We start from the raw sequence: 17,604 nt of genomic DNA on the forward strand, positions 1-17,604 counted from the left end.
ATGACACAACAACGACTCGGAATCATCATGCACGGCGTCACCGGACGCATGGGCATGAACCAGCACCTGATCCGCTCGATCTGCGCGATCCGCGCGCAAGGGGGCGTGACGCTCTCCAACGGAGACAAAGTCATGCCCGATCCGATCCTCATCGGCCGCAACGCCGAGAAGATCGAAGCCCTCGCCAAGGCACACGGCATCGCGCGCTGGGGCACCGACCTCGACAAGGCGCTGGAGAACAAGGACGACACCATCTTCTTCGACGCCGGCACCACGCAGATGCGCCCGCAGCTGCTCGCCAAGGCCATCCGCGCCGGCAAACACGTCTACTGCGAAAAGCCGATCGCAACCAACCTCAACGAAGCCGTGGAGATCGCCCGCCTCGCGCAAGGCTCAGGCCTCAAGCACGGCGCGGTGCAGGACAAGCTCTTCCTGCCCGGCCTGCGCAAGCTCGACATGCTGCGCCGCGCCGGCTTCTTCGGCCGCATGCTTTCGGTCCGGCTCGAATTCGGCTATTGGGTCTTCGAAGGCGATCTGCAGCCTATCCAGCGTCCGTCGTGGAACTACCGCAAGGAAGACGGCGGCGGGATGATCCTCGACATGATGTGCCACTGGCGCTATGTGCTGGACAACCTCTTCGGCGAGGTGAAGTCTGTCTCGTGCCTGGGCACCACGCACATTCCGCGCCGCTGGGACGAAGCCGGGCAGCCCTATGAAGCGACGGCCGACGACGCGGCCTACGCGACGTGCGAACTCACCGGGCACAACGGCGAACCGGTGATCGCGGCGATCAACATGAGCTGGGTCACCCGCGTGCGGCGGGACGACCTCGTGACCTTCCACGTCGACGGCACCGATGGCTCGGCGGTCGCCGGCTTGTCGTCGTGCCGCGCGCAATCGCGCGTCGCCACGCCGCGCCCGGTCTGGAACCCGGACGAGAAGCAGACGATGAACTTCTTCGACCAGTGGCAGGAGATCCCTGACTCGCAGGTCTACGACAACGGCTTCAAGATCCAGTGGGAGCACTTCATCCGCCACGTGGTCGAGAACGCGCCGTACAAGTGGACGCTGCCAGAAGGCGCCAAGGGCGTGCAGCTCGTCGAGGCCGCGCTCGAAAGCTGGAAGGACCGCCGCTGGATCGACGTGCCCGAACTGAAGATCTGAGGAGGCGTTCCATGGCCCTCTCGCTCATTCTCCCCACTGCAGACGGCGCGCTTGCGCCTTACGCGCTCAAGGGCAGCACGCCGGTCAAGCCGCCGGCGGGCGTCAAGTTCAACCGCATCGCCTACTCGGCGGCGCACGTGGTTGCGGACCCGAAGGCCGCGATCGATCCGTGGCTGCAATGCGCGGTCGACTGGGACGCCACCATCGGCTACCGGCGCCGGTTGTGGTCCCTCGGCCTCGGCGTGGCCGAAGCCATGGACACTGCACAGCGCGGCATGGGCCTCGACTGGCCGACCTCGCTCGAACTCATCCGCCGCTCGCTCGAAGCCGCGAAGGATGTGCCCGGTGCGCTGGTCGCTTCCGGTTGCGGCACGGACCACCTCGACATCGACAAGGTCAAGAGCGTCGATGACGTGATCCGCGGCTACGAGGAACAGATGGCCGCCATCGAAGCGCTTGGCGGCAAGCTGATCGTGATGGCGAGCCGCGCGCTCGCGCGCGTCGCCAAAAGCCCGGCCGACTACGAGCGCGTCTACGACCGCATCCTGAGCCAGGCGAAACAGCCGGTGATCCTGCACTGGCTCGGCGACATGTTCGACCCCGCGCTCGCCGGCTACTGGGGCACCTCGGACATCGACAGCGCGATGAACACCGCACTCGGCATCATCGCCGCGCATCCGCACAAGGTGGACGGCATCAAGATCTCCCTGCTCGACAAGGACAAGGAAATCGCGATGCGCCGGCGCCTGCCCGCGGGCGTTCGCATGTACACCGGCGACGACTTCAACTACGCGGAACTGATTGCTGGGGACGGCCACGGCAGCGAACCGACGCATGGCAAGAGCGATGCACTGCTCGGCATCTTCGACGCGATCGCGCCGGCTGCGAGTGCGGCGCTGGGTGAACTGGCTGCCGGCAACCTCGACAAGTTCCACGCGATCCTCGGGCCGACGGTGCCCCTGTCGCGCCACATCTTTGCGGCGCCGACGCGCTTCTACAAGACCGGCGTGGTGTTCATGGCGTGGCTCAACGGGCACCAGAGCCATTTCACGATGGTCGGGGGGCAGCAGAGCACGCGCTCGCTGCCGCATCTGGCGGAACTCTTCCGGTTGGCTGACGCGGCGAATCTGCTTGAACAGCCCGAGCTGGCAGTGCAACGGATGAAGACCCTGCTCGCGCTGCACGGCATCGAAGGCTGATCGACATGCGCGACTTCTCGCAAAGCCACGAGTGGCTGTCGATCAACACCGCCACGATCCGCAAGCAGAACGGCGCTGAGGTGCCACTCGATCGCATCATCGATCAGTGCGCCGAGCGCGGCATCCGGGCGATCAGCCCGTGGCGCGACCAGGTCGCTGCGGTGGGCATCGACAAGATCGCGAAGCAGCTCAAGGCGCATGGCATTGGGCTGTCAGGCTACTGCCGCGGCGGCTTCTTCCCCGCGCCTGATGCCGCCGGACTGAAAACGGCACTCGACGACAACCGACGGGCGATCGATGAAGCCAAGCTGCTTGGTGCGCCCTGCCTCGTGCTGGTTGTGGGCGCGCTGCCGGGTGCGCTCGACGGCAAGGCGCTCTACAAGGACATCGGACGCGCACGCAGCGAAGTGCGCGACGGCATCGCGGCATCGCTGGAGTACGCGCAGCAGGTTGGCATGCCACTCGCCATCGAGCCGCTGCATCCCATGCAGGCAGCAGATCGCGCGTGCATCAACACCCTCGAACACGCGCTGGATCTGTGCGACGAACTCGACCCGTCACGCTCGGGCATGCTTGGCGTCGCAGTCGACATCTACCACGTGTGGTGGGATCCGAAGCTCCAGCAGCAGATCGCGCGCGCCGGTAAGGAGCGCCTGCTGGCCTATCACGTCTGCGACTGGCTCACGCCGACGCGCGACCTGCTCTCCGATCGCGGAATGATGGGCGACGGCGTGGTCGAACTGAAGAAGGTGCGTGGCTGGGTTGAGGAGGCAGGCTACGCCGGCTTCAGCGAAGTCGAGATCTTCTCGGTCTTTGACTGGTGGAAGCGCTCGGGCGAAGAGACGCTCGCTACCTGCATCGAACGACACCGCAGCGTGGTTTGAGCGCGTACGGCGCAGCGGGCATGGCCGCGCTGTGCTGCAATCTGCGCATGCCCGAGCCCACTCTGGATGCGCTGCGCCGCTATGCGGTGGTGCGAACTCTCTTCACGCCGACCACGCTGCCGGCCGCGATCCGTCGATTGGGGTTCGTGCAGGCGGACCCGATCCGCGCCCCGGCGCGCGCGCAAGACCTGACGCTGCGCCAGCGCGTCAAGGACTACCGTGCGGGCGATCTCGAAACCCGCTATACGCGGCTCGCCGTGGAGGAAGACTGCCTCGTCAACTACGGATTTCTGCCGCGGGAGCATCTGGCGCTCATGCATCCCCGAGAGGCAAAGCAGGCGTGGGACGCCGAGACCCGGCGCAAGGCGGATGAGGTGCTGGCCTTCGTGCGCGAGCGCGGCTTTGTGCACCCGCGCGAGGTCGATGCGCATTTCGCGCACGGGCGCATGACGAACTATTGGGGCGGATCAAGCAACGCCAGCACGCACCTGCTCGACGGCATGCACTATCGCGGACTGCTGCGCGTGAAGCGACGCGATAGCGGCACGCGCATCTACGAGGCCGTGACGCATCCGCAAGTCGACGACAGTCCCGCCGAGCGAGCCCGGCGCGCAGCTGCGCTGATCGATCTGGTGGTGCGCAAGTACGCGCCGCTGCCGGCCGCGAGCCTCACCTACCTGATCCGCCTGCTCGGCTACGGCGCGCCGCACCTCGCGCCGCAGACGCAGGCCGCATTGCGCATGGCGCGCGAAGAGCTCGCGAGTTGCCATATCGATGGCACGACCTGGTATTGGCCTGCCGACGAAAACCCCGCGTCGCGGCGCCATGCGCCTGACGACTCGTTGCGGCTGCTCGCGCCGTTCGACCCGATCGTCTGGGATCGCCGCCGCTTTGAACTGCTGTGGGGCTGGACATACAAGTTCGAGGCCTATACGCCCCCGCCGAAGCGGCAGTTCGGCTATTACGCGCTGCCGATGCTGTGGCATGACCGCGTGATCGGCTGGGCCAACGTCACGGTTCACGACGGCCGGCTGCAGCCCGCGTTCGGCTATGCGGACCGTGCACCGTCTGGAGCCGCCTTCCGCGCTGCGCTAGACGATGAGATGCATCGCATGGCCGAGTTCCTCGCGTTGCGCTGAGCCAAGCCAGCCTTGGGGTCTTGCCTCCTGCGTGACAGCACAACGCGCGCGACTTCCCTAGAATCGCCCGTGCTCCGGCTCAGGCTGGAGCAAAGCGTTCTCAGGGCGGGGCGAAATTCCCCACCGGCGGTCATGGCGGCGAAAGTCGCACGAGCCCGCGAGCGCCCGTGGCGTGCAATGCGTCGCGGGGTCAGCAGACCCGGTGTGATTCCGGGGCCGACGGTCACAGTCCGGATGAAAGAGAGCGCGATGCCGTTGCCGGGCGGGCGCGTTCGCGTGCACGCTGGGCGTCGGCTTCGTGCGCCCTGATTCAGGCAAACCCTTCAAAGGCAAACCATGAGTCAGATCAACGACCTTCCCCTCTCCGCCGTTCAGGCTTCGGACGCACCACGCGGCCGCCGCATCGCCTTCGTCCAGGCGCAATGGCATTCGGACATCGTCCATCAGGCGCGCGACGCCTTCCTCGCCGAGATGAAGCGCCAAGGCGTTCCGCTCGACACCATCGACATCTTCGACGTGCCCGGCGCGTTCGAGATCCCGCTGCACGCCAAGCGGCTCGCGCAGTCGGGGCGCTACGCGGCGATCGTCGGCGCGGCGCTCGTCGTGGATGGCGGCATCTATCGCCACGAGTTCGTCGCCAACACCGTCGTCAATGCGCTGATGACGGTGCAGCTCGAAACCAACGTGCCGGTGCTTTCCGCCGTGCTCACGCCGCACCACTTCCACGAACATGTGGAGCATCGCAAGTACTTCCACACCCACTTCGCGGTGAAGGGCACCGAGGCCGCGGAAGCGTGCGTGGAGACGATCGAGGGCCTGCAGCGGCTGGACGCAATCCTCACCGCCTGAACGGTCTTCGACGATCCGCGAAACCTCGCGGGCGTAGGCTGCGGTGATGAACACTGCAGCTAAGCCTTACACGCTCTACGGTGCGCCCGGTTCGGGCGCGACGCCGGTACACGCCGCGCTGACGCTCATCGGCGTGCCCGTCGAAACGGTCGACATCGTGCCGTGGAAAGGCGAAGCCGAACGCCAGAAGCTTGCGCATGTGAATCCGATGCGGCAGGCGCCGGTGCTCGTGCTGCCGTCCGGCGAAGTCATGACGGAAAGCGCAGCGATCCTGATGTGGCTTGCCGAACAACATCCCGAGGCTGCGCTCGCGCCATCCATCGACCATCCACTGCGCGCGCAGTACCTGCGGTGGATGGCCTACGTGCCCGCGTCCATCTATTCGATGTACTGGGTGCGCGACGAACCGTCGCGGCTCGCAGCCGACAAGGGAGCCGAAAAGGTCGTCCTCGAACGCGCCAGCGAGCGGATCGCCGAGTGCTGGCGGCTCATGGATGCGCAGGTGCCGCGCGGCACGCCCTATCTGCTTGGCGACCAGATCGGCGTGCTGGACATCTACGTTGCCGTGGTGTCACGCTGGACGCCAGGACGCACGCGCTTCTATCGCGAGGCGCCGCGCATGGCTGACGTGGTGCGCCGCGTGGATGCCGATCCACGCCTTGCGGATTTCTGGGCAGCGCGGTTTCCGTTCAAGCACGGATGGGAAGGCCCCGAGACGGCCTGAGCGCGGAGGACAATCGTCGGATGGCAAACGCAACCTCCTCCGTCACCATCTTCCACAACCCTGCGTGCGGCACCTCACGCAACACGCTCGCGCTCATCCGCGAACACGGCATCGAACCGCAGGTCATCGAATACCTGAAGACGCCGCCGACCAAGGCGAAGCTCAAATCGCTCGTCAAGGCGATGGGCGTCCCGGTTCGCGAAGTGCTGCGCCAGAAAGGCACGCCTTATGAAGAACTCGGCCTTGGCGATCCGAAGTGGACGGACGATCAGCTGCTCGATTTCATCGTGGAGCACCCGATCCTGATGAACCGGCCGATCGTCGAAACGCCCATCGGGACGCGCCTGTGCCGGCCGGCGGATCTGGTGGTCGACCTTCTGCCGAAGAAGTAATTCAGCGCGCGAGCAGCACCGGCACCGACGACGCCAGCAAAGCGAAGCCGGATGCCGTCAGCAGACTGAGCACGATCTTGCGAAATACCTCGTCGCTGATGCCGACGTAGAGCCGCGCGCCGAGCAGCACCGGCACCAGCACGGCCAGCGCGACGAGGCCGAGCATCGGCAGCATGCTGACGGTCACCAGCCCCGTTCCTACGTAGAGCGAGAACGCGACCGCGAGCATCGAGAGATTGAAGTTCTGGATCACGGCGCGCTGCGCGTCCTTGTCGAAGCCGCGCAGGGTGCACCAGAGCGTGGGAATGGGCCCGGTGAACCCGCCGATGCCGCCGCAGATGCCACCGAGCCAACCGGCGATCGCATCCGCCGCTCGCCCGCCGGCAGTCACGCACGGCAGGTTGCGCGCCATCAGCATCGTCGGACACCAGATCAGCAGCAGGCCGCCGAGACACGCCTTGAAGAGCGGCACGTCGAGGCGCGGCAATAGCCAGACACCAACCGGCAAGCCGACCAACCCACCGATGACAAAAGGCGCGAGCAGCGCCTTATCGAGCTGTCGGCGACCGGTGACCGCCGCGATGACCTGCCCGGTGAGCGCGCCAAAGGTGGACAGCACCGCCGCCAGCTTTGGGTCGACCGTCCAGGCCCAGAACGACATCGCCACCAGCCCGAACGCGAAGCCCGACAGGCCTTGCACGAAGCCGGCGACGACCGCGCCAAGGGCGACGACCAGATAGAGAGAGATCGTCAAGACGGCTTCAAGCCGAAGCCGGAACCAGCGACTCCCGGCGCACGCGGCGCACGTTGAATGCACTCACGATGAGCACGCCCTGCACCACTGCCAGACCGGCCAGCACACTGGTGTACTGGCCATGGTCCATCAGCCGGCCGAAGATCAGCGGCGCGATAGCCTGGCCGATATCCAGCCCAGCGTAGACCACGCCATAGACGCGGCCCGACGCATTGGCCGGTGTCGAGCGCTTGACCAGCAGGTCGCGGGAAGGACCTGCGATGCCGGTGGCAAAGCCCATCGCGCCGAACATCACCGGCACGAGCACCGGCATGAAGTTCGCCAGCGCGAGGATCAGCGCGATGCCCGCTGCGATGCCAAAGCCGGCACCAACGATGCGCTCGCAACGCGAAGGGTCCGACGCCAGGAAGCCGCCGACCACCATGCCCGTTGCGCTCGCAACCATGTAGACGGTCAGGCAGATCGCGATCAGCGTCACCGGCACGTCGTGCAGCCGGCCGGCAGCGGCGGGAGCGAAGGTCTGCACCACGCTCAGCGCGCCGGCATAGAAGAAGAAAAAGCCGAAGCACATCCAGACGGCCGGAATCTTGAGGAAGGCGAACTCACCGCCCGCCGCTGCATCGGTCCCCGTGGCCTTGCGGACCGCGGCGGCGTCGAGCGACAGGACGCTGCGGTTGAGCCACAGGATCAGCAGCACCACCACCGCGATCGTGCCCGCGCCAGCCAAGGCAACGCGCCACGAGAAGGCCATCGCCAGCGGCACCACGAAAGCCGGTGCCAGCGCCCAGCCCAGGCTGCCGGTGATGCCGTGCACGCTGTACGCATGGCCAAGCCGGGTCGGCGCAACCTTGCGGTTGAAGAGCGTGTAGTCGACCGGGTGGAACACGCCGTTGCCGATGCCCGCCACGACTGCACACACCAGCAGCATCCAGTAGCTCTGCGCCGAGGCATAGCCGAATCCCGCCAGACCCAGCATCGACAACCCGACGAACAGCACCGGGCGCGGACCCAGCTTGTCGACGATGAACCCGGACGCCGCCTGGACGATGCACGAGGTGACAAAGAACACCGTCAGCACCGCGCCCAGTTCGGTGTAGCTCACGTTGAAGGCGTCTTTCAGCCATGGGAACAGCGGCGGCAGGATCAGCTGGCTGAAATGGCTGACGGCGTGCGCGAGCCCCACGAGTCCGATCAGTTTGGCGTCGGCGCCCAGCGTGGGCGTGCCGGCGGTGGCGGTGTTGGAAGACATGGATTGCTACAAGAATCTCGGTTGGGCACCGATCCTAAGCGGGCCGGCGGCGGCAGAATGGCGATACAGAGACAACATTTGTCGAAACTATGCCGTCCACAGCCGCCCAATCCACGGCGCCCGTCGACCCGCCCGCCCGGCGCGCCACGCCGCCCTACCCCGCGCCGACCAACAGCGTGGGACCGCTCACACCCCACCTCTACGCCCCCGACGTGCTACGCCCGCTGCGCGCCAAGGAACACTTCCTCAAGGCCGACACCCTCGTCGAGTTGCATACGCACCCCTGGCCGCAGCTCACCTTCTCGACGCGCGGCGTGATCCGCCTGAGCACCGAGGACGGCAGCTACATCGTCCCGCCCTCGCGGGCGCTGTGGGTGCCGGCGAACATGTCGCACAGCATCACGCTGATCGAGGACGCAGAGCTGCGCACCGTCTACCTGCACAGCTGGCTCGGACCGAACTGGGAAAAGTGCGAAGTGCTGGAGATCAGCCCCCTGCTGCGCGCGCTCATGCTCGCGCTCGACACCACGCCCGACGGACTGCCGCCGGCCGACCCACATGCGGCGCAACGCGAACGCTGGATCGCCCCTCTGCTGGTGGACGAGTTGGAGCGTGCGACCCAGATCCGCATCGACGTACCGCTGCCCGCCGACAAGCGACTGCGCCAGTTGTGCGAAGCGTTGCTGCGCAATCCCGCCGGTCGGGCCACACTGGCTGAACGTGCCGAAACGATCGGCGCGAGCGAACGCACGGTGGCGCGCCTGTTCCGCGACCAGCTCGGCATGAGCTGGCAGCAATGGCGGCAGCAGGCGGTGCTCGCGCATGCGCTGCCGTTGCTGGCGCGCGGCATGGCGGTAAGCCAGGTCGCATCGGCGAGCGGTTACGCCACCGACAGCGCGTTCTGCGCGATGTTCAAGGCGGCGACCGGCAAATCCCCGACCGCCTTCCAGCACAAGCGGCGCGCGGCGAACGACGTCAGCCCAGCATCCGCAGCAGCTTGAGCATGCGCTGCAGGCGCGCGCCATACGGCGGGTAGAGCATCGACCCGAGCGCCCAACGCGACTGGACCAGCACCGACTTCTGCTGCGTGAAGCGCAGGAAGCCGGTTTCGCCGTGATAGGCGCCCCAGCCGCTTTCGCCGACGCCGCCGAAAGGCAGGCCCTCATGGGCGATGTGCATCAGGGTGTCGTTGACGGTGACCGCACCGCTCACGGTCTGCGCGAGCACGCGGTCGCGCGCGGCGGTGTCGTCACCGAACCAGTAGAGCGCGAGCGGGCGCGGGCGCGCATTGATGTATGCAATGGCCTCCGCACTATCGTCGCAAGGCAGCACCGGCAGGATCGGACCGAAGATTTCCTCTTCCAGCAGGCGCAGCCCGGGTTGCCCGCCGAAGACCAGTGCGGGTGCGAACTGGCGGCTTCCAGGTGCGGACCCTTCTGGTCGCTCGACGCGCGCGCCCTGCGCTCGCGCCTCGTCCAGCAGTTGGTGAAGGCGTGCGAGGTGCCTTTCGCCGAGGATGCCCGCGTAGTCCGGATTGCCTTCGATGCGCGGAAAAAGCCGCGCGACCGCACGCCACCAGGCCTTCGCGAAGGCGTCTTCGCGTCTGCGCGGCAGCAGGACGTAGTCCGGCGCGATGCAGGTCTGCCCCGCGTTGAGCAGCTTCCCGTGCGCGATGCGCAGGGCCGCTTCGTCGAGGTCGGCGGATGCATCGACGATGCACGGCGACTTGCCGCCCAATTCCAGCGTCGTCGGAGTGAGGTTGGCCGCCGCAGCCTGCGCCACCTTGCGGCCGACGCCGGTGGAACCCGTGAAGAACAAGTGATCGAAGGGCAGCGCCGCAAACTGCGCAGCCACATCCGCATCGCCCTGCACGACGGCAAACTCCTCCTCGGCGAATGACTGGGCGACAAGCTCGGCCAGCAACGATGAAGTGCACGGGGTCAGTTCGCTCGGCTTGAGCAGGACGCGATTGCCCGCCGCCAGCGCCGTGGCTGCCGGACCAAGCGAAAGCTGAAGCGGATAGTTCCACGGCGAAATCACCCCCACGACACCGAGCGGTTGCCGTTGCACCCAGCCCCGCGCGGGCTGCAGGTAGATCGGCGTTCGAACCCGCACTGGTCGGCTCCATCGTGCCGCGTGGCGCAGCAGTTGCGAGAGCAGGCTGCGCAACACGATCAGGTCGGCCACCTCGGTCAGCGCGGGCGAACGGACGCCAAAGTCGGCCTCCACGGCGGCGGCGATCCTGGAGCCGTGGTCATCGAGCATCCGTTTGACACGCCGCACGCGATCGAGGCGCGTCGCGACCGGCACGTCCGGCGCCTGACGGCTCGCGCGGTGCTGGAGATCGAAAAGGGGTTGCAGATCGGTCATGCCCGCAATCTAGCGGCAACAGGCAGCGATGGCTGAGTTCGTCAGCCGCATACGTATCATCGGCGGGTGCACTCCCCAACCTCCTGCGCCCCAAGGCCATGACCTTGAACCGCGACCAGCTCGCGCGCTGGCTTCCCTTCCTCGCATGGCCGCGACCGGATCGCGCGCTACTCGTCAACGAGGCCTCGGCCGGCGTCACGGTCGCTTTGATGGTCATCCCCCAAGGCGTGGCCTATGCCGCGCTCGCGGGCATGCCGCTGGTCACCGGCGTGTATGCGGCGCTCTTCCCCGCGCTCGTCGCGGTGCTCTTCAGCTCTTCGGCCCGGCTCTCGGTGGGCCCGACCGCGCTGACCAGCCTGCTGGTGGGCGCCTCGCTGGCACCGCTCGCCATCCGGGGCAGCAGCGAATGGGTCGCGATGGCCGTCTGGCTGACGCTGTTGTCGGGCGTGATGCAGGTCGTGCTCGGGGCGGCGCGCTTCGGCTGGCTGCTTCGCATGGTCAATTCGCCAGTCCTGATGGGCTTCACGCAGGGCGCTGCAGTGCTCATCACGCTGTCCCAACTGCCGGCGCTGCTGGGATTCACCGGTCGCAGCTTCGTGCAGCTCCTGCACGGCCCGCCGCCCGACTTCATCGCGATCGCATTCGGACTTGGCGGCATGGCGGCGCTGTGGCTCGGCAAGAAATGGGTGCCGCGCTTCCCGACGACGATGGCGCTCGTCGCCGCTTCGGCAGTGATCAGCGGCGCGATCAGCTATGCGCTGCGCGGCGGCGCCGTCATCGGCACGCTGCCTTCCGGCCTGCCTCCGTTCTACTGGCCGGGCTGGCTTTCACTCAACGAGTTCAGCAACCTGCTGCTGCCGGCGTTTCTCATCACGCTGGTGAGCTTTCTTGAAACCGCATCGAGCGCCAAGGTCGACAACGCACGCGCCGGCAAGCTCTGGAACGAGAACCAGGACCTGATCGGCCAGGGGCTGGGCAAGATCGCATCGGGCCTCACGGGTGCATTCCCGACGAGCTCGTCCTTCTCGCGCTCGGCCATCACGCTGTATGCGGGCGCCAAGTCGCAATGGTCGACGCTGTTCAGCGTGGCGGTGGTCGCAGCGGCGCTGCTGTGGGCGATGCCTTTGCTCTATCACGTGCCGCAAGCCGTGCTGGCGTCGATCGTGGCGACGGCGACCATCGGCCTGCTGCGGCCCTCGGCCTTCGTCGCCCTGTGGCGCATCTCTCGCATCGAATCCGCCATCGCGCTCGGGACGTTCTGCCTGACCATCGCGACCGCGCCTTCCATCTACTGGGGCGTACTCGGCGGCCTGCTGGCGGCGCTTGCGCACTACATGTACCGGCACCTGCATCCCCGCATCATCGAAGTGGGACTGCATCCGGACGGCAGCCTGCGCGACCGTCATCTGTGGCACCTTCCGCCGCTCGCGCCCAATCTCTACGCGTTGCGCATGGATGCCGAGCTGGACTTCGCGTCTGCCAGCACGCTGGAACGCGCGGTCAGCGTCGCACTCGCCCGGCAGAAGCTGACCGACGTCTGCCTGTTCGCCTACCCGATCAATCGCGTGGACATCACTGGCGCGGAAGTGTTCGGCAGCATCCGCCGGCTCCTTGAATCGGAAGGCGTGCGCCTGCACATCTCGGGCCTCAAGCTGCCGGCCCAACAGGTGTTGGAGCGTGCCGGGCTGCTGGCGCCGGGACCGATGCTTTTCAGCTACCGCACCGACGCCGAAGCGCTTGCCGCGCTCACCCTGGCGCGGGCGCAGGACGACGCCCCGGTGGAGGTCAATCGCGAACCTGTCGCCGCAGGTTCTTGATCTCTGAGCGCTGGCTCTTGCCCTCGAGCCGGCGCTGCTTCGCGGCATAGCTGGGCTTCGTGGCCCGCCGCGCGCGAGGCGGGGTCGCGACCGCATCGACCACTTCCTGCAGGCGCGCGATCGCGTCGTCGCGATTCATGTCCTGGCTGCGATGCCGCTGCGCCTTGATGACCAGCACGCCTTCGTGCGTGATGCGGCTGTCCCGCGAATTGAGCAAGCGCGCCTTGACGTCATCGGGCAATGAGCTGGCCGGTATGTCGAAGCGCAGGTGCACTGCGCTCGATACCTTGTTGACGTTCTGCCCGCCCGCGCCTTGCGCGCGGATGGCGCTGAATTCGACTTCGGATGGATCGACGAGGATCGCGGGCCGCAGCATCGACGCAGCGACCTACTCGCCGCGCGACGGCTTCACAGAAACGTCGGTGACGCTACCCGCATCGTTCAGGCGCACCGGGCTGTCGGTTGCCTGTCCTTGTGCGCGCGCGCTCACGACGTCCGCCGCCGTCGGCTCCTGGGGGTGGCCAGCCGAGCGAAAGCGATCGAACCCGCTGCGAGGATCGAAGCGCATGACCCACGGCTGCACCGGCTTGCCGGTGAGCCGCGCCCACGCATAGCGCAAGCCCCAGACCGCCGCCAGCAACAGCACGGCGACGGCGAGGCTGGCCGCGAAGACCAGCCCCAGCATGAAAAGAATCAGTCGAACGAGGAAATTGACCATCGGTTTTAGGCCACGGCCCTCGCCGCAGGTTCCCCGGCCTTTTCAAAGCTGAACTGGCCGGGTGCCTGGATCGGGTCCGTGGTGGCCACGATCGTATCCTTCGGACCGAAGGTTCCGTCAAGCAACAACTTCGACAGTGGGTTCTCGATGCGCTGCTGGATCGCCCGCTTGAGCGGTCGCGCGCCGAACACCGGATCGAAGCCGACCTTGGCGATCTCCGCCAGCGCCGCCGGCGACACGTCGAGCGCCAGATCCATCTTCGCGAGGCGCTGCTGGAGCACCTTGAGCTGGATCGATGCGATCGCTTCGATGTTCTTCGCGTCGAGCGCGTGGAACACCACCGTCTCGTCGATGCGGTTCAGGAACTCGGGGCGGAAGTAGTTCTTGAGCTCTTCCCACACTGCTTCCTTGATCTCCTCGGTCGGCCGGCCGACCATCTGCTGGATGATCGGCGAGCCGATGTTGCTGGTCATGACGATCACCGTGTTCTTGAAGTTCACGGTACGGCCCTGACCGTCGGTCAGGCGGCCATCGTCGAGCACCTGCAGCAGCACGTTGAAGACATCCGGGTGCGCCTTTTCGACTTCGTCGAGCAGCAACACGCTGTAAGGCTTGCGACGCACCGCTTCAGTCAGGTAGCCGCCCTCTTCGTAACCCACGTAGCCGGGCGGGGCACCGATCAGGCGCGCAACCGAGTGCTTCTCCATGAACTCGCTCATGTCGACGCGGATCAGGTGATCCTCGCTATCGAACAGGAAGCCCGCCAACGCCTTGCACAGCTCGGTCTTGCCCACGCCCGTCGGGCCGAGGAACAGGAACGAGCCGGTCGGGCGGTTCGGGTCCGAGAGGCCCGAGCGCGAGCGGCGGATCGCGTTCGCGACCGCGCTGATCGCTTCGTCCTGGCCGACGACGCGCTCATGCAGTTTGTCTTCCATCATGAGCAGCTTGTCGCGTTCGCCCTGCATCAGCTTGCTGACCGGAATGCCGGTCGCGCGCGACACCACCTCGGCGATTTCTTCCGAGCCGACCTGTGTGCGCAGCAGCGTGGGCGCGCTGGACTTGCCCTTGCTGGCTTCGGTTTCCTGCGCTTCCTTCAGGCGCTTTTCGAGGCCCGGGAGCTTGCCGTACTGAAGCTCCGCGACCTTGTTGAAGTCACCCTTGCTGGTGAATTCGGCGATCTGGAACTTGATCTTGTCGATCTCTTCGCGAATTTGCGCGCTGCCCTGGGCTTGCGCCTTCTCGGCCTGCCAGACCTCGTCGAGATCGGCGATCTCCTTCTGCAGCCGCTTGATCTCGTCCTCGATCAAGCCAAGGCGCTTCTGCGAAGCCTCGTCCTTTTCCTTGCGAACCGCTTCGCGCTCGATCTGCATCTGGATCAGGCGGCGGTCGAGGCGGTCGATCGCCTCGGGCTTCGAATCCATCTCGATCTTGATACGCGCTGCCGCCTCGTCGATCAGATCGATCGCCTTGTCCGGCAGGAAGCGATCGGTCACGTAGCGATCAGACAGCTCAGCCGCAGCCACGATGGCCGGGTCGGTGATGTCGACGCCGTGGTGGACTTCGTACTTTTCCTTCAGGCCGCGCAGGATGGCGATCGTCGCCTCCACACTCGGCTCGCCGACGAGGATCTTCTGGAAGCGGCGCTCCAGCGCGGCATCCTTCTCGATGTACTTGCGGTATTCGTCGAGCGTGGTTGCGCCGACGCAGTGCAGTTCGCCACGCGCCAGCGCGGGCTTGAGCATGTTGCCGGCGTCCATCGCGCCTTCGGCCTTGCCGGCGCCAACCATGGTGTGAAGTTCATCGATGAAGACGATGGTCTGGCCTTCGTCCTTCGCGAGTTCGTTGAGCACGCTCTTCAGGCGCTCTTCGAATTCCCCGCGGTACTTCGCACCTGCAAGCAGCGCCGCCATGTCGAGCGACAGCACGCGCTTGCCCTTGAGCGAATCGGGCACTTCGCCCGCGACGATGCGCTGCGCGAGGCCTTCGACGATCGCGGTCTTGCCCACGCCCGGTTCACCGATGAGCACGGGGTTGTTCTTGGTGCGGCGTTGCAGCACCTGGATGGCACGGCGGATTTCCTCGTCGCGGCCGATGACCGGGTCGAGCTTGCCGAGGCGTGCGCGCTCGGTCAGGTCGAGACAGTATTTCTTGAGGGCTTCGCGCTGGCCTTCGGCATCGGCGCTGTTCACGCCCTGCCCGCCGCGCACCGCATCGATCGCTGCTTCGAGCGACTTGCGCGTGACGCCGTTGCTGCGCGCCAGATTGCCGATCTCGGCCTTGCTGTCAGCCACGGCGAGCAGGAAGAGTTCACTCGCGATGAACTGATCGTTGCGCTTGATGGATTCTTTTTCGGTGGCTTGGAGCAGCTTGCCGAGCTCAGGCCCAACTTGAACCTGGTCGTGGCCCTGCACCTGGGGCAGCTTCTTGATGGCAGCTTCCCCGGCCTGGAGCAGTCCGGGCACGTTGGCGCCGGCCCGTTCGAGCAGTGCGCGCGGACCATCTTCCTGGCGCAGCATGGCGACCAGGAGATGGACCGGCTCGATATACGCGTTGTCATTGCCCAATGCCAGCGATTGCGCATCGGCGAGGGCTTCCTGGAATTTGGTGGTGAGTTTGTCTTGACGCATGGCTTGATTCCTGCATTCAAAATAGGGATGTTCCGAGTCGATATCAAGGCGGCCCGGATTTTTTCAATCAGCAATCTTTGGAGTCGATAGATGCTCAAGTCAACATGGGGTGGCGCCAGGCGCCTGATGCAAGGCCTTTTCGCGGCCGGCCTGCTGGCCGCGGGGGGCGTGGCACTCGCGCAGCCGGGCGGCACGCCGATCCGCCTTTTGGTCGGATTCCCGGCCGGCGGCGGCACCGACGCCATTGCACGCATGTTGGGTGAAAAGCTCAAGGACCAACTCGGGGCCCCGGTGCTGGTCGACAACCGTGCAGGCGCGGGCGGCCAGATTGCGGCGCAGGTGCTCAAGTCCTCGCCGGCGGACGGCAACACCCTCTTCCTGACGCACGACCACACGATCTCCATCCTGCCCCAGGTGGTGAAGAACCCCGGCTTCGACCCGCAGCATGACTTCGTGCCCGTCGCGGGCTTTGCCACCTTCGCCAATGCGCTCGCGGTCTCGGGCGGCACGCCGGCCAAGACAATGAACGAGTACGTGAACTGGGTGCGCACCCAGCGCGGCGGTAAGGACACGATCGGCGTTCCGGCGCCGGCATCGATCCCTGAATTCCTCGTCAAGCTCATCGGTACGAAGTACAAGCTCGACCTCCAGGCCGCGCCCTATCGCGGCAGCGCGCCGATGATGTCCGACATGCTGGGCAACCAGATTTCGGCTGGCATTGGGTCCATTCCCGACTTCATCGAGAACCAGAAGGCCGGCAAGATCCGCGTGGTGGCTGTGATCGGCGCGAAGCGTCAGGCTGTGCTGCCGCAGGTGCCGACTTTCGAGGAACTCGGTCTTTCGGGGCTGGAGGATCTGCCCTACTACGGCGTCTTTGCGCCGGTGGGCACGCCGCAAGCCGCGATCGATCGCTTCAACACGGCGCTGGCAAAGGTGCTGGCGATGCCTGATGTGAAGGAGCGGCTCACCGCGATGGGCCTGACAGTGGGCTTCATGCCGCAGGGCCAGTTCGCTGGCGCCGTGCGTAGCTATACGCAAACCTGGGCCCAGATCATCAAGGCCAGCGGGTTCCAACCCCAATAACTGGCTCGCCCCCCAGCCTTGCCCACTGCGTGTGGCTCGGCACCCCCTTCCGGGGGCGCTGCAAGTGGACCGGCGGAGCCGGATCCACTCCAGCCCACGAACAACGGCCGGCGCTGCGCTCGGCCGTTTTTTTATGCGTTGTTGGCTGTGATGCCCCAGCGGGACAAGGCTGCGTCGTCGGCAACTCTGGCGTCGACCCAGCGCGCGCCCTCTGGGGTTTGTTCTTTCTTCCAGAACGGCGCCTGGGTCTTGAGATAGTCCATCAGGAACTCGCAGGCCCGGAAGCTTTCACCGCGATGGGCCGAAATGACGGCGACCATCATGATCTGGTCCAGTGGCTGCAGAAGACCGACGCGGTGGATCACGCGCGCGCCGAGGATGTCGAAACGACGATGCGCCTCGTCGATCATGGATTCGATCGCCTTCTCGGTCATGCCGGGGTAATGCTCCAGCTCCATCGACGCGATGTCGCTGCCGTCGTTTCGGTCGCGCACGGTGCCGATGAAGCTGCAGACGGCGCCGACTCGCGGGTTGCCCGCACGCAGCGCGGCAATCTCGGCCTGGAGGTCGAAGTCTTCTGTCTGGATCGAAACGCGGGCCACGGTCATCCGCGGATTGTGGCACTGCGATAGACT

The 17,604-nt window shown here is 66.2% G+C and carries 16 protein-coding genes, 1 pseudogene and 1 riboswitch; of the genes and pseudogenes, 10 read left to right on the forward strand and 7 right to left on the reverse strand.

Annotation, left to right across the window (positions count from 1 at the left end):
- The 7 genes and pseudogenes from FHW64_RS16165 to arsC form a co-directional block, all read left to right on the forward strand.
- Positions 1-1,164: a Gfo/Idh/MocA family protein gene (locus FHW64_RS16165; RefSeq protein ID WP_184528019.1), complete on the forward strand. Its 1,164-nt coding sequence runs from the start codon at positions 1-3 to the stop codon at positions 1,162-1,164.
- An 11-nt stretch (positions 1,165-1,175) separates the two neighbouring features.
- Complete coding sequence (locus tag FHW64_RS16170) at positions 1,176-2,363, forward strand: dihydrodipicolinate synthase family protein (protein WP_184528021.1); 1,188 nt, start codon at positions 1,176-1,178, stop codon at positions 2,361-2,363.
- 5 nt (positions 2,364-2,368) lie between these two features.
- A complete protein-coding gene (locus tag FHW64_RS16175) occupies positions 2,369-3,247 on the forward strand; it encodes a sugar phosphate isomerase/epimerase (RefSeq protein ID WP_184528023.1) in 879 nt (292 codons plus the stop codon).
- A gap of 47 nt (positions 3,248-3,294) precedes the next feature.
- Positions 3,295-4,386, forward strand: coding sequence for a DNA glycosylase AlkZ-like family protein (locus FHW64_RS16180; RefSeq protein WP_184529140.1), 1,092 nt, complete (start codon positions 3,295-3,297; stop codon positions 4,384-4,386).
- A 92-nt stretch (positions 4,387-4,478) separates the two neighbouring features.
- A riboswitch (FMN riboswitch) is annotated at positions 4,479-4,636 on the forward strand.
- An 86-nt stretch (positions 4,637-4,722) separates the two neighbouring features.
- Complete coding sequence (locus FHW64_RS16185) at positions 4,723-5,235, forward strand: 6,7-dimethyl-8-ribityllumazine synthase (protein WP_184528025.1); 513 nt, start codon at positions 4,723-4,725, stop codon at positions 5,233-5,235.
- A gap of 46 nt (positions 5,236-5,281) precedes the next feature.
- The gene (locus FHW64_RS16190) at positions 5,282-5,959 is read left to right on the forward strand and encodes a glutathione S-transferase family protein (protein ID WP_184528027.1); all 678 of its coding nucleotides are present in this window, start codon (positions 5,282-5,284) and stop codon (positions 5,957-5,959) included.
- Positions 5,960-5,979: 20 nt separating this feature from the next.
- Positions 5,980-6,345, forward strand: a pseudogene (arsC, locus tag FHW64_RS16195) (arsenate reductase (glutaredoxin)); the annotation flags it as partial.
- A gap of 7 nt (positions 6,346-6,352) precedes the next feature.
- Here arsC and FHW64_RS16200 read toward each other — a convergent pair.
- Complete coding sequence (locus FHW64_RS16200) at positions 6,353-7,105, reverse strand: sulfite exporter TauE/SafE family protein (RefSeq protein WP_221210386.1); 753 nt, start codon at positions 7,103-7,105, stop codon at positions 6,353-6,355.
- Between the two features lie 7 nt (positions 7,106-7,112).
- Positions 7,113-8,354 (reverse strand): MFS transporter, encoded by a 1,242-nt coding sequence (locus FHW64_RS16205; protein ID WP_184528032.1) that lies wholly within the window; start codon positions 8,352-8,354, stop codon positions 7,113-7,115.
- A gap of 89 nt (positions 8,355-8,443) precedes the next feature.
- Between FHW64_RS16205 and FHW64_RS16210 the strand changes: the two genes are divergently transcribed.
- Positions 8,444-9,355: a helix-turn-helix domain-containing protein gene (locus FHW64_RS16210; protein WP_184528034.1), complete on the forward strand. Its 912-nt coding sequence runs from the start codon at positions 8,444-8,446 to the stop codon at positions 9,353-9,355.
- Here FHW64_RS16210 and FHW64_RS16215 read toward each other — a convergent pair.
- Positions 9,330-10,724, reverse strand: coding sequence for a coniferyl aldehyde dehydrogenase (locus FHW64_RS16215; protein ID WP_184528036.1), 1,395 nt, complete (start codon positions 10,722-10,724; stop codon positions 9,330-9,332). The two genes, FHW64_RS16210 and FHW64_RS16215, sit on opposite strands and share 26 nt — an antisense overlap.
- Before the next feature lie 98 nt (positions 10,725-10,822).
- Between FHW64_RS16215 and FHW64_RS16220 the strand changes: the two genes are divergently transcribed.
- The gene (locus FHW64_RS16220) at positions 10,823-12,541 is read left to right on the forward strand and encodes a SulP family inorganic anion transporter (protein ID WP_184528038.1); all 1,719 of its coding nucleotides are present in this window, start codon (positions 10,823-10,825) and stop codon (positions 12,539-12,541) included.
- Here the strand turns inward: FHW64_RS16220 and arfB are convergent.
- Genes arfB through clpB form a run of 3 tightly spaced genes read right to left on the reverse strand, consistent with a single transcriptional unit; the run spans position 12,510 to position 15,886 of the window.
- Complete coding sequence (arfB, locus tag FHW64_RS16225) at positions 12,510-12,917, reverse strand: alternative ribosome rescue aminoacyl-tRNA hydrolase ArfB (protein WP_184528040.1); 408 nt, start codon at positions 12,915-12,917, stop codon at positions 12,510-12,512. The genes FHW64_RS16220 and arfB overlap by 32 nt on opposite strands.
- A gap of 12 nt (positions 12,918-12,929) precedes the next feature.
- Complete coding sequence (locus tag FHW64_RS16230) at positions 12,930-13,226, reverse strand: hypothetical protein (RefSeq protein ID WP_260304806.1); 297 nt, start codon at positions 13,224-13,226, stop codon at positions 12,930-12,932.
- 38 nt (positions 13,227-13,264) lie between these two features.
- The gene (gene clpB / locus FHW64_RS16235; RefSeq protein ID WP_184528044.1) at positions 13,265-15,886 is read right to left on the reverse strand and encodes an ATP-dependent chaperone ClpB; all 2,622 of its coding nucleotides are present in this window, start codon (positions 15,884-15,886) and stop codon (positions 13,265-13,267) included.
- Positions 15,887-15,976: 90 nt separating this feature from the next.
- Between clpB and FHW64_RS16240 the strand changes: the two genes are divergently transcribed.
- Positions 15,977-16,969, forward strand: a complete 993-nt coding sequence (locus tag FHW64_RS16240) for a Bug family tripartite tricarboxylate transporter substrate binding protein (RefSeq protein WP_184528046.1) — start codon at positions 15,977-15,979, stop codon at positions 16,967-16,969.
- A gap of 131 nt (positions 16,970-17,100) precedes the next feature.
- Here the strand turns inward: FHW64_RS16240 and FHW64_RS16245 are convergent, their stop codons facing one another.
- On the reverse strand, positions 17,101-17,577 hold the full coding sequence (locus tag FHW64_RS16245) for a molybdenum cofactor biosynthesis protein MoaE (protein WP_184528048.1): 477 nt from the start codon (positions 17,575-17,577) through the stop codon (positions 17,101-17,103).
- Positions 17,578-17,604 lie beyond the last annotated feature (27 nt).

Source organism: Variovorax sp. Sphag1AA (assembly GCF_014192575.1).
GTDB lineage: Bacteria > Pseudomonadota > Gammaproteobacteria > Burkholderiales > Burkholderiaceae_C > Variovorax.